General features: G+C 60.3%; 21 protein-coding genes. 7 read left to right on the forward strand and 14 right to left on the reverse strand.

All coding sequences use genetic code 11. The features are described from left to right. The 12 genes from ACE04F_RS25165 to tssB form a co-directional block, all read right to left on the reverse strand. A partial coding sequence (locus tag ACE04F_RS25165; RefSeq protein WP_486110381.1) for a PAAR domain-containing protein occupies positions 1–1,204 on the reverse strand: 1,204 nt, incomplete at its 3' end. A 52-nt stretch (positions 1,205–1,256) separates the two neighbouring features. Continuing rightward, entirely contained in the window at positions 1,257–1,685 is a 429-nt protein-coding gene (locus tag ACE04F_RS25170; protein WP_486110382.1) for a DcrB-related protein, read from the reverse strand. 46 nt (positions 1,686–1,731) lie between these two features. After that, positions 1,732–3,669 (reverse strand): type VI secretion system Vgr family protein, encoded by a 1,938-nt coding sequence (locus ACE04F_RS25175; RefSeq protein ID WP_486110383.1) that lies wholly within the window; start codon positions 3,667–3,669, stop codon positions 1,732–1,734. Positions 3,670–3,750: 81 nt separating this feature from the next. Then, positions 3,751–4,263: an Hcp family type VI secretion system effector gene (locus ACE04F_RS25180; protein ID WP_486110384.1), complete on the reverse strand. Its 513-nt coding sequence runs from the start codon at positions 4,261–4,263 to the stop codon at positions 3,751–3,753. A 105-nt stretch (positions 4,264–4,368) separates the two neighbouring features. Further along, on the reverse strand, positions 4,369–5,217 hold the full coding sequence (gene icmH, locus ACE04F_RS25185) for a type IVB secretion system protein IcmH/DotU (protein WP_486110385.1): 849 nt from the start codon (positions 5,215–5,217) through the stop codon (positions 4,369–4,371). Continuing rightward, entirely contained in the window at positions 5,210–6,556 is a 1,347-nt protein-coding gene (gene tssK, locus ACE04F_RS25190; protein ID WP_486110386.1) for a type VI secretion system baseplate subunit TssK, read from the reverse strand. The genes icmH and tssK overlap by 8 nt, the downstream gene beginning before the upstream one ends. Positions 6,557–6,593: 37 nt before the next feature. Next, positions 6,594–7,943: a type VI secretion system lipoprotein TssJ gene (gene tssJ, locus ACE04F_RS25195; RefSeq protein WP_486110387.1), complete on the reverse strand. Its 1,350-nt coding sequence runs from the start codon at positions 7,941–7,943 to the stop codon at positions 6,594–6,596. After that, the gene (gene tssG / locus ACE04F_RS25200; RefSeq protein ID WP_486110388.1) at positions 7,940–8,962 is read right to left on the reverse strand and encodes a type VI secretion system baseplate subunit TssG; all 1,023 of its coding nucleotides are present in this window, start codon (positions 8,960–8,962) and stop codon (positions 7,940–7,942) included. The genes tssJ and tssG overlap by 4 nt, the downstream gene beginning before the upstream one ends. Further along, positions 8,926–10,692 (reverse strand): type VI secretion system baseplate subunit TssF, encoded by a 1,767-nt coding sequence (tssF, locus tag ACE04F_RS25205; protein WP_486110389.1) that lies wholly within the window; start codon positions 10,690–10,692, stop codon positions 8,926–8,928. The genes tssG and tssF overlap by 37 nt, the downstream gene beginning before the upstream one ends. A gap of 7 nt (positions 10,693–10,699) precedes the next feature. Next, positions 10,700–11,113: a type VI secretion system baseplate subunit TssE gene (tssE, locus tag ACE04F_RS25210; protein ID WP_486110390.1), complete on the reverse strand. Its 414-nt coding sequence runs from the start codon at positions 11,111–11,113 to the stop codon at positions 10,700–10,702. Then, positions 11,114–12,586 (reverse strand): type VI secretion system contractile sheath large subunit, encoded by a 1,473-nt coding sequence (gene tssC, locus ACE04F_RS25215; RefSeq protein WP_486110475.1) that lies wholly within the window; start codon positions 12,584–12,586, stop codon positions 11,114–11,116. It lies immediately after the preceding gene. Between the two features lie 36 nt (positions 12,587–12,622). After that, positions 12,623–13,126 carry a type VI secretion system contractile sheath small subunit gene (tssB, locus tag ACE04F_RS25220; protein WP_486110391.1) on the reverse strand — a complete coding sequence of 168 codons (504 nt, stop codon included), beginning with the start codon at positions 13,124–13,126 and terminating at the stop codon, positions 12,623–12,625. A gap of 386 nt (positions 13,127–13,512) precedes the next feature. On the opposite strand from tssB, the gene vasI reads away from it, so the two are divergent. The 4 genes from vasI to ACE04F_RS25240 are packed head-to-tail and all read left to right on the forward strand — an operon-like array spanning position 13,513 to position 20,556. Next, positions 13,513–14,118 (forward strand): type VI secretion system-associated protein VasI, encoded by a 606-nt coding sequence (gene vasI / locus ACE04F_RS25225; RefSeq protein ID WP_486110392.1) that lies wholly within the window; start codon positions 13,513–13,515, stop codon positions 14,116–14,118. Further along, positions 14,106–15,542 (forward strand): type VI secretion system protein TssA, encoded by a 1,437-nt coding sequence (tssA, locus tag ACE04F_RS25230; protein ID WP_486110393.1) that lies wholly within the window; start codon positions 14,106–14,108, stop codon positions 15,540–15,542. The genes vasI and tssA overlap by 13 nt, the downstream gene beginning before the upstream one ends. A gap of 9 nt (positions 15,543–15,551) precedes the next feature. Further along, the gene (tssM, locus tag ACE04F_RS25235; RefSeq protein WP_486110394.1) at positions 15,552–19,184 is read left to right on the forward strand and encodes a type VI secretion system membrane subunit TssM; all 3,633 of its coding nucleotides are present in this window, start codon (positions 15,552–15,554) and stop codon (positions 19,182–19,184) included. A 49-nt stretch (positions 19,185–19,233) separates the two neighbouring features. Beyond that, positions 19,234–20,556 carry a hypothetical protein gene (locus ACE04F_RS25240; RefSeq protein WP_486110395.1) on the forward strand — a complete coding sequence of 441 codons (1,323 nt, stop codon included), beginning with the start codon at positions 19,234–19,236 and terminating at the stop codon, positions 20,554–20,556. Between the two features lie 107 nt (positions 20,557–20,663). Here the strand turns inward: ACE04F_RS25240 and ACE04F_RS25245 are convergent, their stop codons facing one another. Both ACE04F_RS25245 and ACE04F_RS25250 read right to left on the reverse strand, forming a co-directional pair. Beyond that, positions 20,664–21,071, reverse strand: a complete 408-nt coding sequence (locus ACE04F_RS25245; RefSeq protein WP_486110396.1) for a PA2817 family protein — start codon at positions 21,069–21,071, stop codon at positions 20,664–20,666. Between the two features lie 88 nt (positions 21,072–21,159). Then, the gene (locus ACE04F_RS25250; protein WP_486110397.1) at positions 21,160–23,607 is read right to left on the reverse strand and encodes an acyl-CoA dehydrogenase; all 2,448 of its coding nucleotides are present in this window, start codon (positions 23,605–23,607) and stop codon (positions 21,160–21,162) included. A 277-nt stretch (positions 23,608–23,884) separates the two neighbouring features. Here ACE04F_RS25250 and ACE04F_RS25255 point away from each other — a divergent pair, with 277 nt between their 5' ends. The 3 genes from ACE04F_RS25255 (at position 23,885) to ACE04F_RS25265 (ending at position 26,357) form a co-directional block, all read left to right on the forward strand. Then, on the forward strand, positions 23,885–24,508 hold the full coding sequence (locus ACE04F_RS25255) for a glutathione S-transferase family protein (protein ID WP_486110398.1): 624 nt from the start codon (positions 23,885–23,887) through the stop codon (positions 24,506–24,508). A gap of 134 nt (positions 24,509–24,642) precedes the next feature. Further along, the gene (locus tag ACE04F_RS25260) at positions 24,643–25,575 is read left to right on the forward strand and encodes an ABC transporter ATP-binding protein (protein ID WP_486110399.1); all 933 of its coding nucleotides are present in this window, start codon (positions 24,643–24,645) and stop codon (positions 25,573–25,575) included. Between the two features lie 2 nt (positions 25,576–25,577). Beyond that, positions 25,578–26,357: an ABC transporter permease gene (locus ACE04F_RS25265; protein ID WP_181289921.1), complete on the forward strand. Its 780-nt coding sequence runs from the start codon at positions 25,578–25,580 to the stop codon at positions 26,355–26,357. Positions 26,358–26,392 lie beyond the last annotated feature (35 nt).

Genomic DNA, 26,392 nt, shown 5'->3' on the forward strand with positions numbered 1-26,392 from the left:
GTTGAAAGAACGCCAACCCGTCGAGCACGCTGACAAAGGCATCGCCCGCTTTCAAGCGGCCCAGTTCCAGGCGCGTGCCTTCCTCGTCGACATAAATCCACAACTCGCCATCCTCGGGATGAGGCACACGCAGGATTTCCACCTCGTAGGGCACGCTCCAGCCCATGCCGAACAGGCCGTCGCTGCGCAGGTCGTTGCTGTCGTAGCCCCTGACCCATTCAATGGGAAGCAGGCCCGGTAAGGTGAAATCGTGATCCTCGGGGCCGCCCAGCACCTTGCTTCCGGTTGAAACAATCACCGGGTTGCCTTTGCACGGACGAATGCGCGGCAGCGGTTTGGCGCTGCCCTTTGGTCGCGGCCGAAGCTTGATTTTGCGCGAGATCAACATGCCGGCCACCATGCCGGTGAATTGCGCAATCTTGCTTTTGCCATTACGGATATCCCGTACGGTCAGCGGTTCACCCCCTATGCGCACGTTGGGAGATACATTGGCGTCACTGTCGATGGTGGCATCGCACGTGGTCTTGTCGCCGGCTCGGGCGGCAGGCTGCCCGTTGATGAAAACCTTGCTGGACCCTTGCGCGATGTAAGCATCGGGCATCGGGGGATGGCGTTCGCAGGTGACCTTATCCTGTTCTGCTGGCTCCGTTCCTGGCGCTGCTGGTGTGGTGACAGGAGGATTGAAGATGTCGTAGATCGCCATGCCCAGCCCGAGCACAGGTAAGAGCATGGGCGCGGCGGACATCGCCATTGCGCCTACATTATCCAGAAGTGACGGTTCTGACTCCTCTTCGGCCGTGTCCGCGCCGCCACCTCCGGAGCTGCGCCCTGCGGCCCGAGCTGCGGGCTTTCCGTTGACGTGGGTATTTTTCGAGCCGCTTTCAATCTTGCCGAATGGCTCTGCCGGGAACACGCTGTTGGCAAGCGAATCACAGCCGTCGGTAATCGCTTCACCGATGCTCTTGTCACCAACAGGAATCATGCTGGCGCCGCCTACCAGTGCTCCGGCAATCACAGGGACAAGCACTGCCGCCGCACCGCCCGTGCCCACAACCGCGACGACGGTGCCGGCGATAGCCGCCGCAACGAGCGCGGTAGCGGCGGCGTAGACCACCGCTTCTGCCAATGCACTCATCAGCTCGGCAGCGAGTGGTGGGTGAAGGATCGCGTCTCCTTCCCTGGCAGCGTGTACGTTCTGCGCCATCGGTGTGAGCTCCTTGCTGAACGGGCGTGTATGCAAATGGTTGAGTGCCTGGTCAGGCAAAGTGCAGGCTGTCTTTGATCGCGCGCCAATGGCTAATATCTGCTTCGGTAAGCGCGCTGTGTTTGCTGTAGTTCAGGACCAATAGGCGTTGCTGCCCAGGCAACTGGCAGGCCAACTGGAGCTGGTACATAGGTTGATTTCCGTGCGTGAACTGGAGGGCTGCTTCACGACTTTCGACTTGCTTGTCTTTCCCAATAAAACCGCTCACGGGATCAGTGCAGGTCAACGCGGTGAGCCGTTTGTGCAGTAAATCCAGTTGAAACGTGTAGGCGTCATCTAGGGTTTGATGTTCCGGTAGCGCGCTACGGGCTATGACCAAGGTGGTTTGCCGCCCGCGAAACTGGAGCATATTCAGTGTTGTGTCTTCGGGCATTTCATCGCCGAGGTCGACGTTGAGATCCTGAGTCAGGTATCTGGCCATTCAGCTGTTCCTTATTTGGAGAAATACAGATCAGTCATCAAAGGCCTCAGTCCTGCTGAAAGTGGCTGTTGGCTTCGTCTTGGAGTTCTCTGGTATCTCGGCCGTCAGCGGCAACTGCGGCAGTGCCCCCCTCCACATTGAGGTCGAGCATGCCGTCGGGCGTGTTGATTTGGCCGGACTTCAATCCGGTGATATTGAAGTTCTCGCACGTAATATTCAGGGTGCCGTTGGCATGCAACTCGATCACCGTCTTGCCGCATTTCAGGCGTAATGCGTTGCCCACTTCGATGGTGTATTCGTTAGCGACTGAGTCACTTTTTTTGCCGCCTACTTTCAGCGCGTCATTGGCCTTCACCACCCGCATGCGGGTGCGGCCCACGGTGATGGTCTCGTCCTGGCCCACCTGGCTGCTTCGGTCCGCGCCAATCGATTGGGTCTGGTTGTTCTTGACGACGGTGTTCTGATCTTTCTGGGCATGGATAAACACCTCCTCCTGGCCCAGCTCATCCTCAAAACGCAATTCATTAAAGCCTTCGCCCTTATGGGTGCGGCTCTTGATGGTCATCCGCGTCTTGTGTTTGGGCAGCTCGTAGGGCGGCAGGTTGGTTTGGCGGTAGGTCCGTCCCGTGGCGATCGGCTGGTCAGGGTCACCATCCAAAAAGCTGATGATCAGTTCCTGATTGACCCGAGGCACGGCCATGGCGCCCCAGGTCGCCCCGGCCCAGCCTTGAGCTACACGGATCCAGCACGAACTCTGGTCGTTGTTCTTGTCCGAGCGATCCCACGGGAATTGCACCTTGACCCGGCCCCATTCATCGCAATAGATCTCTTCCCCCGGTGGTCCAACCACCGTGGCGATCTGTGGGCCGTCGATGCAGGGTTTGTCACGCAGTGGGGCTTTCCAATCCGAGGTCCAGCGAATGGCCGTGGCCTTCAACTCATAGGTCGTGCCGCTGTCGCTGCCGAAGGCTTCTTCCTCCAGGCTGGAGTGTTGTTTGCCCTCATGCTGGACGGCGATGGTGCGCCAACGATCATTGAACTCCTCACGCGGATGCTCATTGAGGTCGAACGCCAGCCCCGGTTGCAGGCGCGCATCGTCACCGGCCAGGTGTGCCAGCTTGGCGTCGTTGCGCAGGGCGGCCAGGCGGGTTTTGGTGAAAGGCTTGCCGGCGATGTCGCGTTTGTAGCGGCCAGGGTAGTCGTAGCGTTCATAGTCCTTGTGCTGGTTATTCAGGTCCTGGTTGCCGGTGGCGGTGTGCTGCTGGTTGTAGCGCGGGTGGGTGAAGGTGTAGTCGCGCTGCACCTGCACGGCGGTGCGTACCTGTTCGGTGTAGTGGAAGCGGTTCAACGCCGGTTCCATGGAATCACCGCCACTCATGGGCTGGTAGAGCACCGGGCAATCGGTGTGAGTGCCGATGGTGCCGAGGCCGCCGACGCGGTCGGTGAGCCACAGCGTATGACCGTCGGCGCGGTGCTCGAAGGTGTAGAGCAGGCCTTCTTCGGCGGCGAGGCGGGCGATGAAATCGAGGTCGGTTTCGCCGGCCTGCACGCAGTATTCGCGGGGTTGGTGGTCGAAGCAGATGTAGGTTTCAAGGTCAGTCAGTCTTTGTTCGGCGAGCACGCTGGTGATGATCTCGGGCACGCTCTGGCCCTGGAAAATCCGCCAGTTGGAGCGCAGGCCGAAGCGCGCCAGGGTCGGTTCGACCACGGCGGTGTAGCGGGTGCGACGAAAGCCGGTATCGCCCTGGGTGAACGAGCTGACCAGGCCGTGGACGTAACGCACCGGAGTTTCGCCGCGCCAGATCGTGAACAGCCCCGCCAGATCGAGCACCCGATTGAAGTCGATGGCTGCGTTGTGGCTGGCCAGTTCCAGACCGAGTTTGAAGGGCTGGGAGAGGCCTTCTTCGAGGGTGAACGAAACCACCTCGAAGGGATCGCCTTTCAGAGGCTCAAAGGTGAAACGCATGTCACTTTGGCGGGGCATGAAACCACCTTCTGATCAATAGCAAGTCGCTGAACATTCCGCCGCGCAACAACCTGTGCGGCGAAACGTGTCGGTTGGCGGTTAAGCCGGTTTGCGCCAGTCATCCGAGGCTTCGGTGCCGGCCACCACATGGCTCCAGCTGACCTTGCGATAAGCCAGACTGGTCTTGATCAGCTGGGTGTAGTTAGCGTTGTCGCTGTCCTGAGCGTGGGGCAGCACGGTGTTGATTTCGACGACGGTGGCGTCCTCCAGTTTGGTGGTGAAGAAGTGCTCCTGTTTGCCGTCCCCAGAGGTACGGAACCACTTGACCTCGACGGTCGGCAGCATTTCGCCGGTGGCCAGCGCCTGGTAGAGCATGGGCGAGGCTTTGCTCAGGGCGCTGGTGAAGATCAGCGGCTTATGCACGCGCTGGCCGGCGGGCTGACCGCTTTGCGGGTCGGTAGGCGTGGTGATCTGATGGTCGATTGCCTGTGCAAGGATTTCATCCTCGTGGCCTTCGACATAAACGTTGCCCACCGACTCAGCGGTGAACGCGCCCTTGGTGATGTGGCCCTGGGTTTTGCCGTGGATGCTGATGTACGCGGGTGTTGGCATGACAAGCTCCTTGTCGCGATCAATTGAACGACCCCTTGGGTCGCGGGTTATGGCCGACACGGCCATGGCTTTGCAGGCGCTCGGGATGAGCACGCTGAAAATCGGTTACAGGTTGAGAATTCGTTCCAGGGAGGCGAGCACTTCCTGGGTGATGCTGTTCAGGCGCATGGAATAGATCGTGTAGGCGCAGGTCAGCACGACAGCGGCCAATGCCCATGGCGTCCACAGCGGCCAGGCGCGTTTGATCCGGTAGTTGCGCGGCGCGACGTTGTTCAGCGGGTCGGTCAGGCGTTTGGGTGTCTCGCCACGCAATGGGCGCAACAGGCCGTGCAGTTGGTCGATGATCTTCTGAATTTCGTCGTCGCCCTTGGTATGGGCGCCGTATTTGCCTTTGAGGCCGGAGATCAGACACTGGTACATGAACTCCAGCACATGTTGGTACCGGGCCGCTTCGGGGATCATGTTGTTCATGACGGTGAAGAACCTTTCACCGCCTCGGGTTTCCCCATGAAACTGGCTGAGCAATGAGCGTTCACTCCAGGTGGAGAGCCTGCCCCAGGTCGTGCGCATGACCACCTCGTCCAGTAACAGGCACAGGCTGTAGGAGTAGGCCTTGAGCATGCCGGCGTCGTAGTCGAGCTGGCTGACTTCTTCCATGATCGTGGTGATCTGGTTGCTGACGCTTCGGTACAGCGTGGGCACGTCATTGTGCGAGTCCAGGCGACGCAGGCGGATGGCCAGGCCGATCAGGGGTGTAGCCGCATCGCAAAGTGGGTTCCAGGCCAGGCCGCGCATGTCGAACTCAGGGTCTGCGAGCAGCGGTTCGGGCTTGGGCTTGGCCTGTTCCTCTACGGGGTCGGATTGCTTGCTGCCGGTAGCCTGTCGCAAATAGCTGAAGATCCGGTCGCTGTTGCCCGTTGGCGGTGTGGTTTCGGCCGGTTTGGATTCACTCATCTTTTTCACTCCTGATCGCCCAGAACTGCAACTCCAGCTCCGGGAATTCGCCGGCAATATGGAAACCAAACCCGCTACCACTGCTCAGGCTTAGCCAGGCAGGGTGATGGCGGTCAAGTTCGAAATAGCTGAATCCGGCATGGAACGGCAGGTGCCGTGGCGCCACCGGCAGCGGCAGCAGCGGAATGCCCGGCAGTTGCAGGCTGACCAGTTGCTCCAAACCTTCGGTGGAGCTGATCTTGATCTGCTTGGGCAGTTGCTGGCGCAGGGTCTCCGCCGGCAGTTCGGCCCGCACGGCGAGGATGAATTCGGCGTTGTCCAGCAGGCGCTTGTCGTTCAACGCAGCGGTGCGTACGCCGTACTGTTGAACGACAATCGGCAGCGAAACCGCGCGCGGTTGCAGCACGGTGCCCAAGGCACGGCGCAGGGTGTGTTCCAGAAGCTGGAAGGATTCGCGCAGGTTGTCGTGCTGGTAGGCCGGGTATTCCTGGGGCAGGTGGCCTTCATCGGTGAAGGTCACCAGTTCGCCGCAGGCCTGGGCCAGTGCGATGTACAGCCGTTCCGGGTGAACCTGACGTTGGCGGGCCAGGTGCTGGAACAGCGGGAACAAGCGGTTGAGGGTTTGCAGCAGGTTGAAGTCGGTGACGTCAGCCACCCCCGACTGACCCGGTGAACCAATACGCTGGGCTAGATTTTTAGCCCGCTCGCGCATCAACCCGGCCACCTCACCGAGGTAGCGGTGCAGCGCCGGCACCGCCTGCAGGGACAGGCTGGTGGGGTAGAAATGCTCGTCCATCACCAGGCTGCCGTCCGGACGTTTGTCTTTGATCTTGCCCAGGGCGATGCCAGTGAAGGCACTGCGGTCGCTGCGTTCAAGCATCAGTTGCAGGTTGGGTACGGCCAGGTCCATACCCACCTGATCGCCGTCATCGCTGTGGGTGTCACGAACTTCTTCCCGGCAGGCGATGTAGCGGCTGTTGCCGTACTGGTCGGGCCAGCGCACTTCGAGTGCGCCGCTGGAGCGCAGCGGCAGCGCCAGGTAGACGATTTGGCCGACTGCGCTGCTGTCAGCGATTTCCAGCGGAGAGGGCGGTGCCAGGTCGTGGGGAATGTCGAAGACGCTGCCATCGGGCATGATTCCGCGTGCCCGGGTAATGGCGACCTTGCCGAAGCTCAGGTATTCGTCGTTCAACGCCAGCTCGCTGAAGCCATAGAGGGCGTCGTTCAGGCTGTGGACGCGCTGATGCACCGCGGCTTCGGCGGCGCGGGCCTGTTGCTGGAAGTGCTGGGGTTTGACGAACAGACCTTCATGCCAGATGACGGGGTTGCGTGAACTCATTGGTAATTACTCGGGGCAAAAGCGACTGAAAAGGGCGTCATCGGGTTTCTCCTTTGAGGCTGACCTGGGCGGCATCCAACTGCACCAGCACGGCGTACTGGCGGCCCTTGGGCTCGACGCGCAGACCCTGTTTCCACTGGCCGACCTCGCTGCTGTGGTAGTTGGCGATCACCGCGATAAAGCGGGTGTCTTCATCCAGTGCGCGCAGGTCGACGAACTTGAATTGGCCGGGCTGGAGCAGGTAGTCGTCGGCGCGGATGTAGGTGCTGCCCAAGGTCTTTTTCAGGTCCTCGGCCATGGCTTGGGGACTTGCGTTGACCAGCAGCGAATCGTCGGTCAACTGTAAAACCTTGAAGGCGATGGGCGTGGCGACATGCTGCATGGCCGGGTTGCCCCAAGGGGTGGTCAGGCGCACGCCCTGGGCGTCGTAGTCGCCCAGCAGCGTGTCTTCTACGGGCGACATCGGCACGACGGGCGCTGGTTCTTCGCTCAGTGGCGACTGGGCCGGCACGTTTTCGTAGAGGTAATTGAGCAGGGTTTGCACTTTGTCCGTCAGCGTCTGCGGGCTGGCGGCCTGCACGTTGAGGGTGTAAGGCGAACGGCTCGCGTCTTCATCCGGTGCGGTGCCGGTGCTGGTCAGGCGTGGGTTGACGTCGTCGCTGGCGTGCAGGCTCAGGGAGTAGCGACTGGGCTGATCGTCGGGGCCGCCGACCGGGATGGAGGGGCTCCAGATGACCTGGCCGATTTTGCCGAGCATGGTGCAGCCGCCGAGGGTGAGGCAGGCCAGCAACAACGTGCTCAGGCGCAGGCTGCTGAACAGGCTGATGGTGCTCTTGGGTACAGCCGTGCAAATGTCAGCCGGCGGTTTTGGTGGCTCTGCCGTACTCATCGCTCGCAGCGGATCGCCTTGCTCCGTCAAATCCACGGATTGGCAAAGGCGCTCGAATTCCGGGCAAGTGGCAGGTCGCCTATCAGTCGGCGGCATACTTGGCACGTCTTTTTGGTGCCACACTTGCATGCCCTCAGGGTGGTCGCCGAGCAGCTCGTCGAGCGAACGCTGTCCTGAGGCGTGCTCACCCAGCTGAACCGCGACCTGATACGCACCAATCTGCAACCGATCACCGTCGTTGAGGCTTATTGCAGCATGACGCTCAAGCGGCAGATCGTGACCGTTGACGTAGGTTCTACCGCTGCGGTCGATCACGCAGAACCGTCCTTCGACAACGCGGATGTCGCAGTGGTTGGGGCGCACGCTGTTGTGGCGATCCTCCAGGCGCCAGTCCACCGCGGCACTACCGATGCTGCCGCCCTGTGGGCCAAATTGATGACCGGGCAGATACCCGTGCAGCAACTGCGCAGGGTTATTGATAACCAGCGTCAACTTCATGCGCGCCCCCGAATCCGCACCACGGCGGGATGACGTTGTTCCTGATGTTCGATAAAGCTGGTCCAGCCCAGGTGGGTGCCACTGTCGCGTTGCAGGTTGAACGGCGGTACATCCTCGTCGCGCAGGCCCAGTTCCAAGTCGTAGGCGGTGACGTCACGCAGCAGAAAATCCATCAATTGGCGCAGCCGTCCGAACTGCTCGCCGCTGGGCAAAAACTGCCGAAAGCGTGCCTGGGTCAGGTTGGGAATCACCAGGGTGAACTTGCTGGCGCGGGTCTTGCTGCGGTCACCCACCACAAAGTCGTTGCCCAAGGTGCCGTTGGCCTTGCCCAACGCCATGCGCTGACGCTGCGGCAAGCTCACCGAACGCGCCTCGAATTCACGGATGTACACGCCGTGCAGGTCGAAACAATGTTCGACGATGCCGGACACCACCGAAGGCGAGCGGCTGCGGCTGGCGATCAAGCCGGCAAAGCTCAACAACCGGCCCCATGGCAGCGGCGTCGCGCCACGCAGGTCGTTGTCGTTCAACCCGATCAGGGAAAACACATAACGCGAAAAACGGTCGCTGGCTTCGGCCTGGAAGCGAATGTAGTAGCGGTACTTACGCCAACTGTGATGCAACAGGGTCAGCAAGCGGTGATTGAAAAAATCCATGAACGCCGGGCGAATCCCGCGCTCCTGGGCCTGTTCATAGGCCAGGCGATCCAGGTAATAGCCGGGCAGCGGCGAGTCGGTGCCGTGCAGGCCAAAGAAGCTCGTCTGCAAGCGATAGCGTACTTCTTCGCGGTCCTCCTCAAGGCGTGCCGCCTCGACAATGTCGGAGGCTGGAAAGCCCAAGCCCGCATGGCTTTGCAGGCGCACACGGCGGCGCGCCGCCGCACTCAAGGGCTGCGCTTCCAGGTCATCGCCATGCAAAGCGTGCAAATGCTCCAGCAGACGGTGAAACGAATAGTTCCGCGCGTCGGCAAGCAGCACATCGGCTAGATCACGGGTTGTCTGCCGGTCAACAGTGGCCATTCATAACGCTCGTTGTTGGTGGTATTGATCACTTCCAGGCGATGGAAGGAATTGATGCTCGCGTACAGGGCGAAGAAGTGCGAAAGCACACTGGCGAACAGGTACAGCTCGCCCTCGCAGAGAAAGGCGTCCTGGTCCAGTTGCAAGCAGGTCTGCAGGCCGCGCACCGGCTGGCCCTTCATCAGCCAGTCGATGGGCGTGGTCACGGCCTCGTGGATGCCATTGAGGCGCTTGCGCGTGGCGCGGGCTTGTTGCAGGTCGTGTAACGCGGCGAAGTCATAGGCACGGATCACCGCCTTGAGCGGCTCGGCCGACAGCAGCGACAGGTAGTTCAGCGACAGGTTGGAAATCAGCGTCCAGTGCAGGCTGCTGTCCAGCACGGGCCGGTAGCTGCGAGTCGGTGCGATCAGGTTGGTGTAGGTGGCAAACGACGGCGTGACTTCGGTAGACAGTGATACATCCCCCACGCCCAAAAGTTGGGGTAGATCGCGGTTGCTGCAGGTCAGTTCGATGGACGCTGTTTCATGTTCGCCGATGTAGAAGCTTTCATCGCTGCGCACAAAAGCGATGCGATGACGCAAGCCCTCGCGGCCATGGGATTCTTCGATATGCGTGCGAAAGTACAGCGCGGTGCGGCCCCGCGCATGTTCGATCTCGTGCTGGAACGACTCGAACGGGGTAAAGCGCCGCAACGGATCGCCCTTGCGCTCCTTGTTGGCGGCGTCCCAACCGGCGACCTGATCGACACTGAAAATTTCGTAAGCCTCTGGGCGGTCGCCGCTGGGGCTGATACGTCGTTCCAGGCTGCGCCCGTCCAGCGCAATCGGGCTGGCATCATGGCGGAACAGGTTGACCGCCGGCGCGCAGTACAGGTGCAAGTCGCTGGTACGCAGGCGGATATCGGGCGGCATGGGCCGGCTGAACTGAAACTCGAAACGCAGGGTGGTGGCGCTGACATCCGGCCAAACGTGAGCCAGGCGGTTCAGACTGAAAAAGTGGTACCGCTGCGGGAACACAAAGTACTCCTGCAGGATGCGGTAGCCGTCGAACACATTGCGCGGATAGGGCAGCAGGGCCTCCTCGGGGGTGAAGCCGGGGAAGCCGATATTCTTGGCCGACAGGCGATAACTTTGGTCATCGATGTGCAGCGTGACGCTGTCCAGATAATGGGCAAGCCACAGGTACAAGGTCAGCGCGGTGGCGTTATCGCCGCCCAAGTGGAAGTCCAACTGGTCACAGGCCATGCTGGTCAGCGGCTGCTCGGTCAACACCTTGAGGTCGATGCGCATCACCGAGGCCTCACGGCTGTGGGCATCGCTGACTTCTTGCAAGGCCAACGGGTACAGGTTGACGTCGGTGCAGGTGCGGAACTGGCAGGAGATGCCATCTACCGGTTTGGCGAACAACGGCGTGCCTTTGGGAATCACCTGGTGCTGGCTGATCGCGTCGGGTAACGGTGTGAAGCGAATGATGGTCGCGCTGGGCAAGGGCCGCAGGTAGTTGGGCCAGAGCATCTGCAACAGCGGATGGGTCAGTTCCGGCAGATCATCGTCGATCTTCATGCCCAGCTTGGCGGTGAGGAAGGCAAAGCCTTCCAGCAGCCGCTCCACGTCCGGGTCGCCGGCCCGATCGCCGAGAAACTGCGCCAGCTGCGGGTTGTCCTCTGCAAACTCGCGGCCGAGTTCGCGCAGGTAACGCAGCTCCTCGGCAAAGCGTTGTTTCAAGTCCATTGCATTTTCATCTCACTCGGGTGTAGCCGTCGTGGCCGTGCATGGCCACCTCGATCTGCACCAGTTCTTCCTTGTGGTTGACTCGCACCTGGCAATCGAGGCGAAAGTTCAGCTCCAGCGGCAGGTCCGGATCGGGCTGATAGCGCACGCCCGTGACCTTGATGCGCGGTTCAAACGCCTCCACTGAGCGCCGGATATCGGCGCTGATGGCCACCACCAGATCACTGCTGGCCTGGGTGACGCCGTTGAAATCGCGCAGGCCCAGTTCAGGGCTGCTTTGCGAGCAGCCCTGACGTGAGTTGAGCACCTGTTCCAAGTGGCGTTTGATCGCCTGGACGCGCTGGCGCGCCTGCTCATCCGCGCGGCCTGGGCGGTAGCGCGGTGCGTCGGGTTCCAGGCGTTCGAACAGGCTGCTGCCCACTTATTGAGTGTCCAGCCGACCGACCAGGGAGATCTCGAAGTTGGCGCCCATGTACTTGAAGTGTGGGCGCACCGCCAACGACACCTGGTACCAGCCCGGATCGCCGGCCACGTCCTGTACGATAATTTGCGCGGCGCGCAAGGGGCGACGGCTGCGTACATCGGAGGAGGGGTTTTCCTGATCGGCGATGTACTGCTTGAGCCAGGTGTTGAGTTCGCGCTCCAGATCCTGGCGCTCCTTCCAACTGCCGATCTGTTCGCGCTGCAGCACCTTGATGTAGTGGGCCAGGCGATTAACGATAAACAGGTACGGCAACTGGGTGCCAAGCTTGTAGTTGGTCTGGGCTTCCTGGCCTTCGCGGGTCTTGGGGAAGTTCTTCGGTTTTTGCACCGAGTTGGCGGAGAAGAACGCCGCGTTGTCGCTGTCCTTGCGCATGGTCAGCGGGATGAAACCGGCTTCGGCCAGCTCGAATTCCTTGCGGTCGGAAATCAGCACTTCGGTGGGGATCTTGGCCTGCAACTGGCCGAGGGACTCGTACAGGTGCACCGGCAAGTCGTCCACCGCGCCGCCGGATTGTGGGCCGATGATATTCGGGCACCAGCGGTAGCGGGCGAAGCTGTCGGTGATGCGTGAGGCCATCAGGAACGCGGTGTTGCCCCATAGGTAGTTATCGTGGTTACCATCGACGGCTTCGTTGTAGCCGAAGCTGCGAATCGGGTTCTCCAGCCCGTCGTACGGCGAGCGCAGCAAAAAGCGCGGCAGCGTTGCGGCAATGTATTTGGAGTCTTCCATCTCGCGCAGGCTGCGCCATTTGGTGTGGCCGGGGCCTTCAAAAATATCGCTGACTTCCTTGAGCGACGGCAGATCCTGATAGCTCTTGAGGTTGAAGAACTCAGGGCCGGCAGCCATTACGAACGGCGCATGGGCCATGGCACCTACTGAGGCGACGTAGCTCAACAGCTTCATGTCCGGGGACGACGGGCCGAAGGTGTAGTTGCCGATCATCGCCGCGATCGGCTCGCCACCGAACTGGCCGTAACCGGAGGTGTAGGCGTGCTTGTACAGGCCGCTACGGGTGATGTCGCCGGCGTTGTCGAAGTCGTCTAGCAGTTCTTCCTTGGTGACATGCAGCATTTCCAGCTTGATGTTCTCGCGAAAATCCGTGCGATCCACCAGCAGCTTCAACCCACGCCAGGCCGATTCCAGTTGCTGGAACTGCGGCTGGTGCAGGATTACGTCCATCTGCTTGCTCAAGGCACGGTCGATTTCAGTAATCATCTGGTCGACCCGGTGCTTATTGACCGGCTGCTGGTGATCGCCGCTTTGCAGGATCTCGCTGATGAACGCGGCCACGCCTTGGCGGGCAACGGCGTAACCTTCCTGGGACGGGCGGATCGTGGTGTTGGCCAGCAGTTGGTCGAGCAACGACGGCGATTCGTCAGCCACTAATTCGTGGGCGGCGGCGCTTTCCATGGGCATGGGGAGTACTCCGTTGAGAGAGGCGTTCAATCAGTTGTGGGGCGCGTCGAGCACCAGATTCAGTTCGCTGGCCAGACGTTGGCGGGCGGTTTCATCGGTCAGCAGACTTTGCAGGTGTTTGCGAAAGGCCGGGACATTGCCCATCGGGCCTTTGAGTGCAATCAGGGCTTCGCGTAATTCCAACAACTTATTCAATTCCGGTACTTGGCGGGCGATGGCGTCGGGGCCGAAGTCGTTGATGTTTTTGAATTGCAGTTGCACGTTCAAATCGGTGCCCTGGTCGTTGTTCAGCACAGACGGAACAGCCATGTCCAAGGCGACTTCGGCTTTGGCGAGCACTTCATTAAAGGTGTCTTTGTCGATCCGAGTGGACTGTCGATCTTCCAGCGCATCCGGTTCGCCGTGGCCTTTGAAGTCGCCGGTGATTAATAATTTCAGCGGTAACTCAACTTCAGCCTGTTGGTCGCCCGTGGCCGGGACGTATTTGATGTTGATACGTTCTTTGGGTGCGACAGACCCCTGAGTTTTCGACATGGGAAATATCCTTTTTCGTAAGGTCCGCGCATTAGAACTGGCTATTGCAATATTTGTCATGTAGGGCGATATGGACGCGTTTCGTAGGAAACTGGATGGGTAGTTGTACATGCTTACATTGTTCCTACGGTGGTTATAGAAACATCTGACAGACGCTTCTTCATATTCGGATTTTGTGGTGTGTTGTTCGTCTTTTACTTGCCTCTCCATTGAACTCGGGAGATTCTCTTGGAGTTAATCGTTGAACTCGCATGCTAAAAATCGTTAGTTCGAAAACTTAAGAAACAATGTCTGATTTGGATCTCGATGAGGCATTTCAGGAGGTGTTGATGCGCGACGGAAGGCGAGGGTGGGAATGGGGAGTTTGTCTGACTTTGGTGGCTGTAATGGATGTGCAAGCGGCGACGCAAGATTGCCCCTCCATCGTCTCGCCCTTGAAGCGGCTGGAGTGTTTTGATTTGGCCGCCGGTACGCCCATTCATCACGCACCAGCGACACCACGTGCCCTGGGCCGGGTACTGCCGATTGTCGATCTGGTCCAACGCAATGAAGTCAAGCGTCCACCCGAGGATCAGCGTTTCCGGCTGTCGTCATTTCCGGAGCCGGACAACGACCGGCTACAGCGGCTGGTGATTTCTGCCCCGGCCCTGGGGGCGTTGCCGCCTCGGCCGTACCTGGCCATCAGCTGCGAATCGCAAATTTCCCGCCTGCAATTGGTGTTGGATGAACCGGCCAAGCCCAACAAGATTCGCATTCAGCTGTTCAAGGACGAGCGCCCGGTTTCCGAGGCCTATCAGTGGCAAGTGCTGGACGATGCCGGCTTGGTAGTGGATGCCGGACGTGGGTTACAGGCCATTGCCTTGTTGCGCAACATGGGCGGCGGCCAACGCCTGAGGCTTCAAAGCGACTACCCCAGGCTGCACGGCCTGGTATTCGACGCTCAAGGGCTGGGCGAACTGATCGAGCAGGAGCGCCAAGTATGTCGCTGGTGATCGACGTGCCGGCGGACACCGTCAAGCTGCTGTTGACGCCCATCGATCCCGAGCAAGCCGCCGGCCATTTTGATGTTGAGGATGAAACCTACCAGGCCATCGACCAGGAAATGGTCAAGCTCGGTGGCCTGCGCGAGGGCGATATCGACTGGGCGTATATCGACGAAGCCTCCCGCGAGTACCTCTGCACCCAGTGCAAGCACTGGCGGATCGTCGCCCACCTGCAAGTGGTATGGCTGCGTACCCGGCAATGGGCGCGCTGGGCCGATGCCCTGAGCTTGATAGCCGGCATGGTCGAACTGTATTGGGACAGTGCCTACCCCAAACCCGGCCCGACGGGATATCTGAACAAGCGCAAGCTGGTGCAGCGTTTACTGGCTGACCTTGGGCAGGTGTTGCCGACCCTGGAGCGCAACAGCTTTGCGCCTGCCTATCAAGCCGCGGCAGGATTGGCCCTGGCCGAGCTGCAACGCTGTGTCGAAAGCGCCAAGCTCGATCCGGCGCCGCTGGATGCGTTGCAACGCCAGCTGGACAAATACAGCGAGCCGGTTATTCCGACCGCGCCTGTCCGTACGGCCACCTCCGGCAGCGTACTGGAGTCAGCTTTTTTCCCCAGCCCCAAACCGCAAGCGCCCAGCAACGAGCGTGAACAACGCCGCGCCGTATTGAACATGGCCGAGCAGATCAATCAGCAGGACCCCTACGATCCCACCGGCTACCAGTTACGACGCTACGGCCTATGGTCGCATTTGCGCACTGCACCTCTCATCACTCGCGACCGTCGTACCGAATTGACGGCCGTGCCCAAGGATATTGTCGATGGTTACCAAGATGCGTTGAACCATAACGCTATGGACCCGAACCTGCTGCTGCGCCTCGAAAAAAGTGTCTGCGCTTCACCGTACTGGCTGCGCGGCAGCTACCTGGCCGCCCACGTCGCCTCGCGCCTTGCGATGGAGCAAGTGGCCGACGCCATCCGCCAGACCTGCGAGCGGTTTGTCTGCCGCCTGCCGGCCCTGCTGGAGCTGTGCTTCAGCGACGGTACGCCGTTCGTGGATGCGCAAACCCAGGCCTGGATCAGCGGCGCCGATCAGGCGCAAACCACCGGCAGCCCGGTGCAGGAGTACGCCAGCCTGCGCGACGAACTGGCCAGTCAGCTCAACACTGAAGGTGTGGAAGTGGTGCTGCTGCGCCTGCAGGAACTGCATGCCACCCATGACGCCCCGCGCCAGCGCTGCTACGCCACCGTGATTGCCGCCGACCTGTTGGCCTCGCGTGGCCTGTCGTGGCTGGCGGACGACCTGTACGCCAACGTAGCGCGGCTGATGCGCAAGACCACGGCGCAGGGATGGGAGCCGGAGCTGTATCGGAAAGTGGCGCAACCCATCGACGACAGTCATTTGATTAAAGCGGTTAAGGAGTAGGAGCGATTTATGGGGATGGTCTGGGGTTACCTCAACCGCTGGGGCTCGCCGGTGCTGCGTCAGTTCAACCAGGCGGTGCCGGTACTGGTGCTGCTGGGCGTGGTGTTTTTGTTGATCGCCATCTGGTGGCTGGGCCCGCAGTGGACCTGGCGCGAGCATCAGCCGCTGAGTGACCTGGCGATGCGCGTCTCGGCCAGTGTCGTGGTGCTGGTGGTGCCACTGCTGATCTGGGCGTGGCGGGTGCGCAATCGTTACCAGCTTCTGCAGGTTGAGCGCCAACACGAGGCCGCGGTGCAAGCCGATCCCTGTCTGCCTTATATCGAGGCGCAGGAGCGGGCGCTGGACCGTAGCCTGGGCAATTTGCTCAACAATATGGAGCGCCGCCGTTCGCTCTATCAACTGCCGTGGTACCTGATGCTGGGCGAGGAAAATGCCGGCAAGACCAGCCTGATCACCCGCTCCAACCAGAGCTTTGCTTTATCCCATGTGACCAAGGCCGGAGTGAGGGCTCATCAAGAAGAGCAACTGGCCTATCCGGTGGATTGGTGGATCGGTGATGAGGCGGTGTTGATCGACCCTCCGGGTGAGTTCCTCAGCCATCCGGACTCACCGGCTGAAAGCGTCGGGCAACAGGGCAAGGTCAAACCGGTTCTGCCCACCGGCACCGATGCGCGCCTTTGGTCGCACCTGCTCGACTGGCTGACGCGCAACCGCAGCCGTCGAGCGTTGAACGGCGTGGTCCTGGTGATCGATGTGCAGGTCTTGTTGGCGCAGCGTCCCGAGCAGCGCAAGGCTCACGCCAACCTGCTGCGCACCCGGCTGTTTGAGCTGACGCGGCAATTGGGCACGCGCTTGCCGGTGTACGTGACGCTGAGCAAGTTCGACCTGCTGGAAGGCTTTGAAGAATTCTTCGCCCGGTTGTCACTCAGCGGGCGTGAAGACCTGCTGGGCTTCACCTTCAGCTTGGACGCGGTGGATGATTTTGATGCCTGGCTGGCGGAACTGACGCGCCAATACCAGACCTTTGTCGTCTGCCTGAGCGAACAGGTTTTCAACAGCACCAGGGAGTCGCGCACATTGGATGAGCGTGATCGCTTGCAGGCGCTGATGCATCAGATGGCGGGCTTGCGCCCGGCCCTGTTCGGCTTCCTCAGTGAGATGCTCGGCAGTGATCGTTTCACTACGCCGGCGCTGGTGCGCGGGCTGTATTTCTCTTCCGTGTTCACCCTGAGCAATGCCTTCGTCAAAGAAGCAGGGCAAGCCTATCAACTGCCGCCACCGCCACCCGAAGTCAAACCAGCCGGTGGCACAGCCATCTACTTTGCCCAGCAACTCTTCCAGCGCGTGATCTACCCCGAAGCAGGCTTGGCGGGCGACAACATCAAGGTGGCTCGCAGCAAGCGGCGGTTGCTGATCGCCGGATTCAGCGTCGCCTCCTTGGGCTGTTTGGTTGTCATCGGCACCTGGCAGTTGTACTTCAACATCAACCGCGACAAGGCTGCCAGCGTCTTGGCCAAGAGCCAGGACTTCAGTGGACGGGACATTGACGCCAGGGTCGACCCCACCGGTCGCAATCTGTTGGTCCCGCTGGATCTGATCCGCGATGCGGTGCAGGTGTATGGCGACTACCGTGAGGCGTGGCCGTTGCTGTCGGATATGGGGCTGTATCAGGGGAGGGCGATTGGCCCGACGGTGGATGAGGCCTATCTGAATCTGCTGTCCAAACGCTTCCTGCCGGCGATTGCCAGCGGTGTGCTGGATACCATCAACGCCGCGCCCTCCGGCAGCAATCAGCAGCTGGCGGCCTTGCGCGTCTACCGCATGCTCGAAGAACGCCAAAACCGCCGCTCAGCCATTGTCGAAGAATGGGTCGCCAAGCAATGGCAGCGCGCCTATCCTGGCCAGGGCCAGTTGCAGGCCGACTTGATGGGGCACCTGGGCTACGCGCTGAAATACGCCGATGCCGACCTGCCGCACTACCGTGAACGCATTGCCCAGGTGCAGCAGCAATTGCACCAGTTGCCCATGGCCGAGCGGGTCTACATGGGCCTGAAACAGGATGCCCTGGAGCGTTTGCATCGCCCACTGGACCTGCGCAACGAAGTGGGGCCGGCGTTCGATATCGTCTACCGCCCGCTCAACACCGATCAAGCGGGCAGCGGCCTGCAGTTGCCGCCACTGCTCACTGCCAGGGGCTTCAAGGACTACTTCGAACCCGGCACCGAGGGCATCATCGAACTTGCGATGATCGACCTGTGGGTGCTCGGCGAACGGCAACGCCTGGACTACTCCGATGAAGACCGCAAAGTGCTGACCCAACGTATCCGTGCCCTGTACAGCGCCGACTACGTCGACAGCTGGCGGCGGGCGCTGAATCAGTTCACGGTGACTGACTTCGACGATCTCAGCCACGGCGTGGCGGTGTTGGAACAGGTCACCGGCCCGGCCGCACCGTTGCGGCGCCTATTGGAAACCCTGCGCGACAACAGTGTGATCTACCCGGCCGTGCCTTTGGCCGAAGGACAAGCTCCGTTGGCGCTGGACAAGGTTTCGGACGGCCAACAGCAGGCCGCTGGCATCCGGCGCGCGTTCTCCAGCCTGGCGGAATTGATCTCTGCGCGAGGCGAGCAACCGTCCTATTACGAGGAAACTCTGCGCTCAGTTAGCGCCGTCTACGATTACGCCAAAGCCGTGCACGGCAACCCCGATCCCGGCAAGGCGGCGCTCAAAACCGTACTCAACCGCTTCTCCCTGGACGGTGCTGACCCGATTGCCAACCTGCAACGCGTCGCCGTGGGCCTGCCCGAACCGCTGAACCAGCACGTCAAGAAACTCGCCGACCAGACCTCCCAGGTACTGGTGATTGCCGCCTTACGCGAACTGGAAAAACGCTGGGACAATGAAATCTACAGCTTCTACCGTGAGCGCTTGGCGGGTCGCTACCCATTCAAGGTCAGCGGTGAGGACGCCTCGCTGGAGGACTTCGAAGCTTTCTTCGGCCCACAAGGGCGTCTGCAGCAGTTCCATGATCAGTACTTGAACGTGTTTCTCAAAGACAATCTCGATGCCCTGTACTCCGACAGCCTCGGTGGCTACCTCGTGCGCAGCGACGTACTGGAACAGCTCAAGAAGGCGGAGCGCATCCGTGACACCTTCTTCAACCATCGCGGCCATCTGGCAGTACAGCTTACTATCGAACCTCTAGCCCTGAGCGCGACTCGCCTGAGCAGCATGCTCAGCGTCGACGGCCAACTGATCCCCTATCAGCACGGCGCGCCGCAACGCACGGGACTGGTGTGGCCCAACAGTCAGGGCAACACCAACGGTAGCCAGTTGACCCTGGTGCACAGCACCGGCAACACCGCCAGCATGAGCTATCGCGGACCGTGGTCACTGTTTCGACTGCTCAGCCGCGGGCACCTCAATGGAAGAACCGATACCAGCGTGGACCTGACTTTTGCTGTCGCCGATGGGTTGATGCGTTATCGGATTGGAGCGGAGAAGGCCGACAACCCGATTACCCAGCGCAGTTTTGAAGGGTTTGTGCTGCCCAGGACATTGCTGGAGGACCGTCGAACAACGAAAGCCATCAACAAAGTTGAGGATGCCACCGCAATTGTATTTAGTGATGAGCGCAAATAAATCAGCGAGAGAAATAAGAAGTAACCAAAAGTAAAATAGGACTGTTTATATGGCAATCAAGCTACAACTACTGACGGAAGACCGTAAAGAAATTGAGTTGATTGAGCGCTATTGGGCAATCGATGAGTCAGGGCAATACCTTGAAAAGGTTAGTGCTCTGGAGGGCATTATCGAAATGGGGCAGGGCGTTACGCTTGCCAGTTTCATACGGCAACGTTGCAACGCATTCGATGAGAATCAGGTCTGTCCAGAATGTGCAGGATTGGTCGAGATTAATAATCGCTCCCAAGCTAAAAAGCACCCTCAGCCATCTATCAAACTTTGTACGTCGTGTCAGAAAGATCAGGATGCTGTTGCGTTGGAAGCGCAAAAGGCGAAGGCAGCGGAGCTTGAGCGGCAGCTGACGGAATATGTCCGCAAGCAGTCAATCCGAACTGTGGACTACTCAGCTATCGCGGATAGGCAGGTGCTTCTCCTGTTGGCATTGGACAGGGCCATTACGCCGAGATTGACCAATGGCGGCTTCACAGTAGGTGACTGCCGAGGACTTGCGCCTCGGTACGTCGGTGACTTTGTGCAGCAGTTGCGAGAGGCTGGGCTGGTCCTTGATGATCCCAGTAGAGCCAAGCCTGGCACCTACTATTGGGAAGGCGACGAGATTTGGATGATCAGGGACCAAGTGGTTTACCGTTTGGCGTCGGACTCCAATTCAAGAGGTGCGGACGAGGTCATTCGGAGCCTGCTGGACAGGGTGTATACGGACGCTGAAGGACTCTTCAATCTTTGGCTTGATTATGCAGTCGCCGATGTCATGAGCTATTTGGTTACCGAATGCGCACTGTACAACCATGAACTCTTTGAAAAAGATCAGGAGGAAATTAAAAGTACCTTGCGCTCCGCACTGGAAACCTACAGTGTCGCGCAGCTCTGGTCAGTGATCTGGAAGGTGGTCAGAGATGCCGCAAGTTTAGCTAATCGCGAGTACTATAACCGTCCCAAAGCGGCTGCGACTATTCCTGGGAAGATTCGGCGATACTTGGAGAGGGTGCAGCGAGAGTCGATTGAACTCAAGGCATGGCGCCGTCCAGAGCAGCATCCTGCCGGAACATTGGGGATGGTGTTAGGGGAAATTTTGAGTGTCGATGAAAATACCTCAGGCCATAGTGTCTCTTCCCTTCTTACCTTGTTCACCGGCCAGACATGTTCTTCAACTGTCGAAGCAGAACTTGACGGACCGATACGGGAATTGATGACTAATGCGTTGGCCCACGACGTCGGCTTCCCGGTGATGTTGCGGTTTGCTGAGTTGATTCGTGCCGGCCATGAAGTTGGTTTTGCGATTGAGGAAATCAATGAAGCGCTTCGCTCCTGAAGGTGGCGGGGCACCTCGGAGGATGAAGAATGCGAGGCAAGCCTCGCCCACATATGGCCGTCTCCAGCACAAGTATGCCCATCTGCCTGCAACAGGCGACGCAGAAGTCAGTGCTTACTGTCCTGATCCGACATGGCCAGCAATTGTTTTTCCTGGTTCCAGTCGAACGGCTCGTCGTTTTGCTCGGCTTCGAAACGACGCTCCTCAAGGGCCTGGTACAGGTTGATTTCTTCGTCGGGCATGTAGTGCAGGCAATCGCCGCCGAAATACCACAGCAGGTCGCGAGGCACCAAGTGGGCGATCTGTGGATAACGCACGATCACCTGGCACAGCAGGTCCTGGCCCAGGTACTGGCTCTCGATCGGGTCGACCGGCAGTTGCGCGCGCAATTCGTCAAAGCGCTCCAGGAACAGCGCATGGCTTTCTTCGGGAACCTGTTCGGCCTCACCCACGGCGACCAGGATGCTGCGCAAGTGGTCAAGCAAGACGAGGTGATCGGCAACGACGTTGGACACGAGATAAGTCCTCAAGAGCAAAACGGGCGCAGGAGTATAAAGCCCCTGCGCCCGCTTTTACATGCTATCGATCAGATCGCTGTCAGGATCACCGGACCTTGGCCTCGGCGAGCGTCAGTTCCTCCTTGTCGAAATCATCGACGTCGATGACCTTGCGGCGTGCCGCTTCGGCTGCGCGCAGGGTCTGCGCCTCACCGGCTTGCAGGACCCCCGCTTCCAGGGCGGCATCGATGAGGTGCTCGCCGGGCGCCGGGTTGAGTTGGCCCTGCTTGAGCGCTCCATGGAGTTTTTTGTGCAGCGGTTGAGCGGCGGCCAGTAGGTCAGCGGCATGTTGCAGTGCACCCACCGGATCTTCTTCCGACTGCGGGCGATAACAGCCTTGAAGCAGCTCTTCCAGGGTAGGATCGCCTTTGGCGCGGCCGATAACGGCCGCCACCTCGGCGTCCAGCCTGTCGCTCGGTCCCTTGTGACGGCGGCCGAAAGGAAACACCACCACTCGCAAGAGGCCGCCCAGCAGCCGATTCGGGAAGTTGACCAGCAGTTCGTCCAATGCCCGCTCCGATTGACCCAGGCTTTCCTCCATGGCCCAGCGAAACAGCGGCGCCATATGGTCTGGCGAGCCAAGGTCGTGATAGCGCTTGAGCGCCGCCGAGGCCAGGTAAAGGTTGCTCAATACATCGCCCAGGCGGGCCGACAGGCGTTCGCGACGTTTGAGTTCGCCACCCAGCAGCATCATGCTCAGGTCCGCCAGCAAGGCGAATGCCGCCGCCTGCCGGTTGAGAGCACGGAAATACCCTTGGCTCAGGGCATTGCCCGGCACGTTGTCGAAGTGCCCCAGGCCGAGGTTCAGGACCAGGGTGCTGGCGGCGTTACCGATGGCAAAACCGATGTGCTTGAGCAGCAATCCGTCGAACTCGACCAATGCCTGGTCTTTGTCTTCTCGGGTTGCCAGGGCCATTTCCTTCAATACGAACGGATGGCAGCGAATCGCCCCCTGGCCGAAGATCATCAGGTTGCGCGAGAGGATATTCGCGCCTTCGACCGTGATGAAGATCGGCGCGCCTTGCCAGCTGCGGCCCAGGTAGTTGTTCGGCCCCATGATGATGCCCTTGCCGCCGTGTACGTCCATGGCGTGGCTGATGCACTCGCGACCGCGCTCGGTCAGGTGGTACTTGAGGATGGCCGAGAGCACCGAAGGCTTTTCGCCGAGGTCCACCGCGTTGGCGGTCAGCATGCGTGCCGCGTCCATCAACCAGGCGTTGCCGCCGATCCGTGCCATGGCTTCCTGGATGCCCTCGAAGGCGGACAACGGCACGTTGAATTGTTCCCTTACCTGGGTGTACTGGCCGGTGACCAGGCTGGTGAACTTCGCCGCGCCGGTCCCTACCGCCGGCAGGGAAATCGAGCGCCCGACCGACAGGCAATTCATCAGCATCATCCAGCCCTTGCCGAGCATGGCCTGGCCGCCGATAAGGCAGTCCAGCGGGATGAACACGTCCTTGCCCCAGTTCGGTCCGTTCATGAAGGCGGCGCCAAGCGGCAGGTGACGGCGACCGATATTGACCCCGGGCGTATCCGTCGGGATCAGCGCCAGGCTGATCCCCAGGTCCTCTTCTTCACCCAACAGGTGCTCCGGATCGTAGGCTTTGAAGGCCAGGCCGAGGAGGGTGGCGACGGGGCCGAGGGTGATGTAGCGCTTTTCCCAGTTCAAGCGCAGGCCGATGGTTTCCTGGCCTTGCCATTCGCCTTTGCAAATGATCCCGGTGTCGGGCATCGCCCCTGCATCGGAGCCGGCCAGCGGCCCGGTCAGGGCGAAGCAGGGAATATCGTCGCCCCGGGCCAGTCGCGGCAGATAATGGTTGCGTTGTTCATCGGTGCCGTAATGCAGCAGCAGTTCCGCCGGGCCGAGGGAGTTGGGGACCATCACGGTGGACGCCAGGTCGCCACTGCGGGTGGCCAGTTTCATCGCCACCTGGGAGTGGGCATAGGCGGAAAATCCCTTGCCGCCGTATTCCTTCGGAATGATCAGGGCGAAGAAACCATGTTCCTTGATATGGGCCCAGGCTTCGGGCGGCAGGTCCATGGCCTGGCCGATCTGCCAGTCGCTGACCATCGCGCAGAGTTCTTCGGTTGGACCGTCAAGAAAGGCCTGCTCTTCTTCCGTCAGTTTCACCTTGGGGTAGGCCAGCAGCATGTTCCAGTCCGGCCGGCCGCTGAACAACTCTCCGTCCCACCACACCGTGCCGGCATCAATGGCATCGCGCTCGGTCTCGGACATCGGCGGCAAGGTTTTCTGGAACCAGTCGAACATCGGCGCGCTGAAATATCTGCGGCGCAGGTCAGGTAGCAACAGCGGGGCTGCAACGGCGGCAAGCACCAGCCATAGGACAAGCAGCAGCCACCCGGGCGCATGGCTGAAGATGCCCATCGCCAACAGGTAGACCGCAACGATGCCCAGCGCTGGCAGCGGGGCGGTGCGGCGGTGTGCCAGCCAGGCGATCCCGACGACCATAACCAGTATCCACAACAACAGCATAAATAATCCTCCGTGAACCAGGGCAAGACCGACCCTCAGAGCTTAGACGGCCTCTGTAAAACCGGCGGTCGGCGCGATGTGATTGATTTCGTGGGAAACCTTGGATGCATTGCGCCAGTCTGGTTGGCAACACCGGTAGGAAATCGTTCGTTGGTCAGGTGAGAAAACGCCACTGTTTGGCTGAAACGCCGTTGTTGCTCGGCGACATGCAGGGTGATTTGAGTCGCGGTTGATCCGGCGTATGCTGCTGCGGCATTTATCCATTGAGGAAGCCGTGATGCTGAAGATCTGGGGTCGGAAGAATTCGTCGAACGTGCGCAAGGCGCTGTGGTGTGCCGAAGAGTTGGGGCTGAACTATGAGGCCATCGACGCGGGCGGCGCGTTTGGCGTGGTGGATACGCCCGAGTACCGCGCGAAAAATCCCAACGGCCGGGTTCCGATGATAGAAGACGACGGCTTCGTGCTCTGGGAATCCAATACCATCGTGCGTTACCTGGTGGCTCGCCATGCCTCAGGCTCGGCCTGGTATCCCGGTGACATACAGGCCCGCGCCAGCGCTGAAAAATGGATGGACTGGACCACGTCCAGCTTTGCCGCTCCGTTTCGCACGGTGTTCTGGGGCGTGCTGCGCACCCCGGCCGAGCAGCAGGACTGGCCGGCCATCAACGCGGCAATCAAGGAGTGCGACCAGTTGCTGGCGATGGTGGAGCAGGCCTTGGGCGAACAGCCTTACCTCTGCGGTGAGGAAATCGGCATGGGCGACATTCCCTTGGGCAGTTTCATTTATGCCTGGTTCGAGATGCCCATCGAGCGCGCCGCATTGCCCCGGCTGGAGGCCTGGTACGCACGGCTCCAGCAGCGTCCGGCTTATCGCAAGGCCGTCATGACCGCGTTGACTTAATACTTACTATCGACACACTTCACTGTACTTGTGCGGCGACGCCACGCACCATTGCCTTCGTGCGCCGTGGTTGTATTGCTCGCCGCCGGCCCTTATCTATTCTTCTTCCTCCCCTTCTTGGTGCGTAATCCGATATGAGTTCCGCTCTGTCCATACGGCAGCTAACCAAAACCTACGGCAACGGTTTCCAGGCCCTGAGTGGTATCGATCTGGATGTCGCCGAAGGTGATTTTTTTGCCTTGCTGGGCCCCAACGGTGCCGGCAAATCCACCACCATCGGCATTCTTTCCACGCTGGTGAACAAATCCGGCGGTACGGTGAACGTCTTCGGCCATGACCTGGATCGCGAGCCCGCCGCGCTCAAGCGCTGCATCGGCGTGGTGCCCCAGGAATTCAACTTCAACCAGTTCGAAAAGACCTTCGACATCGTCGTGACCCAGGCCGGCTACTACGGCATCCCGCCGAAGATCGCCAACGAGCGCGCCGAGCAATACCTGACCCAGCTCGGCTTGTGGGACAAGCGCGATGTGCCGTCCCGTTCGTTGTCCGGCGGCATGAAGCGACGCCTGATGATTGCCCGCGCGCTGGTGCACGAACCGCGCCTGCTGATCCTCGACGAACCCACCGCCGGCGTGGACATCGAGCTGCGTCGTTCGATGTGGACCTTCCTCACCGAGCTGAACCAGAAAGGCATCACCATCATCCTCACCACGCACTACCTGGAAGAGGCCGAGCAGCTGTGCCGCAACATCGGCATCATCGACCACGGCACCATCGTCGAGAACACCAGCATGCGGCAGTTGTTGAGCCAACTGCATGTGGAAACCTTCCTGCTGGATCTTGCGCATGACCTGAGCGCCGCGCCGCAGCTTGTGGGTTATCCGGCTCGCCTGCTCGATGGGCATACCCTGGAGGTCCAGGTCGACAAGTCCGCCGGTATCACCGGGCTGTTCACCCAACTGGCTGTGCAAAACATCGAAGTGCTGAGCCTGCGCAACAAGACCAATCGCCTTGAGGAGTTGTTCGTGTCCCTGGTGGAAAAAAACCTGGCGAAGGTGGCGGTATGAGTATGAGTTCGGAACTGCGCCCCAACCTCATCGCCCTCAATACCATTGTCTATCGCGAAGTCCGGCGCTTCATGCGGATCTGGCCGCAGACCCTGCTGCCGCCGGCCATCACCATGGTCCTGTACTTCGTGATCTTCGGTAACCTGATCGGCCGGCAGATCGGCGACATGGGCGGTTTCACGTACATGGACTACATCGTGCCGGGGCTGATCATGATGTCGGTGATCACCAACTCCTACGGCAACGTGGTATCGAGTTTCTTCGGCAGCAAGTTCCAGCGCTCCATCGAAGAGCTGATGGTCTCGCCGGTTTCGCCCCATACGATCCTGATCGGCTTCACCCTGGGTGGCGTGCTGCGCGGGCTGGCGGTCGGCCTGATCGTGACGCTGCTGTCGCTGTTCTTCACCGATCTGCAGGTGCATCACCTGGGGGTGACGATCCTGGTGGTGGTCCTGACAGCGACGATCTTTTCACTGCTGGGCTTCATCAACGCGGTGTTCGCGCGCAACTTCGATGACATCTCCATCATCCCGACGTTCGTGCTCACGCCGCTGACGTACCTGGGTGGGGTGTTCTACTCGATTTCCCTGCTGCCACCGTTCTGGCAGACCGTATCGCTGGCCAACCCGGTGCTGCATATGGTCAATGCTTTCCGCTACGGGATCCTTGGCGTTTCGGACATTCGCATCAGTATTGCGATTACCTTCATGCTGGTGGCGACCGTGGTGCTTTATGTGGGCTGTGCGCGGTTGTTGGTGAGTGGGCGAGGGATGCGTACCTGACCCGGTCTGTGTCTGAAGTGTCGTACCTGTGGGAG

It is taken from the genome of Pseudomonas sp. AGC41 (assembly GCF_057334555.1).

What these genes read in the sequence shown, in the direction of transcription:
- tssG (WP_486110388.1), bottom strand. Translation starts at nt 8,962, where the DNA reads ATGGCCACTGTTGACCGGCAGACAACCCGTGATCTAGCCGATGTGCTG.
- tssK (WP_486110386.1), bottom strand. Translation starts at nt 6,556, where the DNA reads ATGAGTTCACGCAACCCCGTCATCTGGCATGAAGGTCTGTTCGTCAAA.
- ACE04F_RS25250 (WP_486110397.1), bottom strand. Translation starts at nt 23,607, where the DNA reads ATGCTGTTGTTGTGGATACTGGTTATGGTCGTCGGGATCGCCTGGCTG.
- ACE04F_RS25175 (WP_486110383.1), bottom strand. Translation starts at nt 3,669, where the DNA reads ATGCCCCGCCAAAGTGACATGCGTTTCACCTTTGAGCCTCTGAAAGGC.
- ACE04F_RS25170 (WP_486110382.1), bottom strand. Translation starts at nt 1,685, where the DNA reads ATGGCCAGATACCTGACTCAGGATCTCAACGTCGACCTCGGCGATGAA.
- tssB (WP_486110391.1), bottom strand. Translation starts at nt 13,126, where the DNA reads ATGTCGAAAACTCAGGGGTCTGTCGCACCCAAAGAACGTATCAACATC.
- icmH (WP_486110385.1), bottom strand. Translation starts at nt 5,217, where the DNA reads ATGAGTGAATCCAAACCGGCCGAAACCACACCGCCAACGGGCAACAGC.
- tssJ (WP_486110387.1), bottom strand. Translation starts at nt 7,943, where the DNA reads ATGAAGTTGACGCTGGTTATCAATAACCCTGCGCAGTTGCTGCACGGG.
- ACE04F_RS25260 (WP_486110399.1), top strand. Translation starts at nt 24,643, where the DNA reads ATGAGTTCCGCTCTGTCCATACGGCAGCTAACCAAAACCTACGGCAAC.
- tssC (WP_486110475.1), bottom strand. Translation starts at nt 12,586, where the DNA reads ATGGAAAGCGCCGCCGCCCACGAATTAGTGGCTGACGAATCGCCGTCG.
- ACE04F_RS25255 (WP_486110398.1), top strand. Translation starts at nt 23,885, where the DNA reads ATGCTGAAGATCTGGGGTCGGAAGAATTCGTCGAACGTGCGCAAGGCG.
- tssM (WP_486110394.1), top strand. Translation starts at nt 15,552, where the DNA reads ATGGGGATGGTCTGGGGTTACCTCAACCGCTGGGGCTCGCCGGTGCTG.
- ACE04F_RS25180 (WP_486110384.1), bottom strand. Translation starts at nt 4,263, where the DNA reads ATGCCAACACCCGCGTACATCAGCATCCACGGCAAAACCCAGGGCCAC.
- vasI (WP_486110392.1), top strand. Translation starts at nt 13,513, where the DNA reads ATGGATGTGCAAGCGGCGACGCAAGATTGCCCCTCCATCGTCTCGCCC.
- tssA (WP_486110393.1), top strand. Translation starts at nt 14,106, where the DNA reads ATGTCGCTGGTGATCGACGTGCCGGCGGACACCGTCAAGCTGCTGTTG.
- ACE04F_RS25265 (WP_181289921.1), top strand. Translation starts at nt 25,578, where the DNA reads ATGAGTTCGGAACTGCGCCCCAACCTCATCGCCCTCAATACCATTGTC.
- ACE04F_RS25240 (WP_486110395.1), top strand. Translation starts at nt 19,234, where the DNA reads ATGGCAATCAAGCTACAACTACTGACGGAAGACCGTAAAGAAATTGAG.
- tssF (WP_486110389.1), bottom strand. Translation starts at nt 10,692, where the DNA reads ATGGACTTGAAACAACGCTTTGCCGAGGAGCTGCGTTACCTGCGCGAA.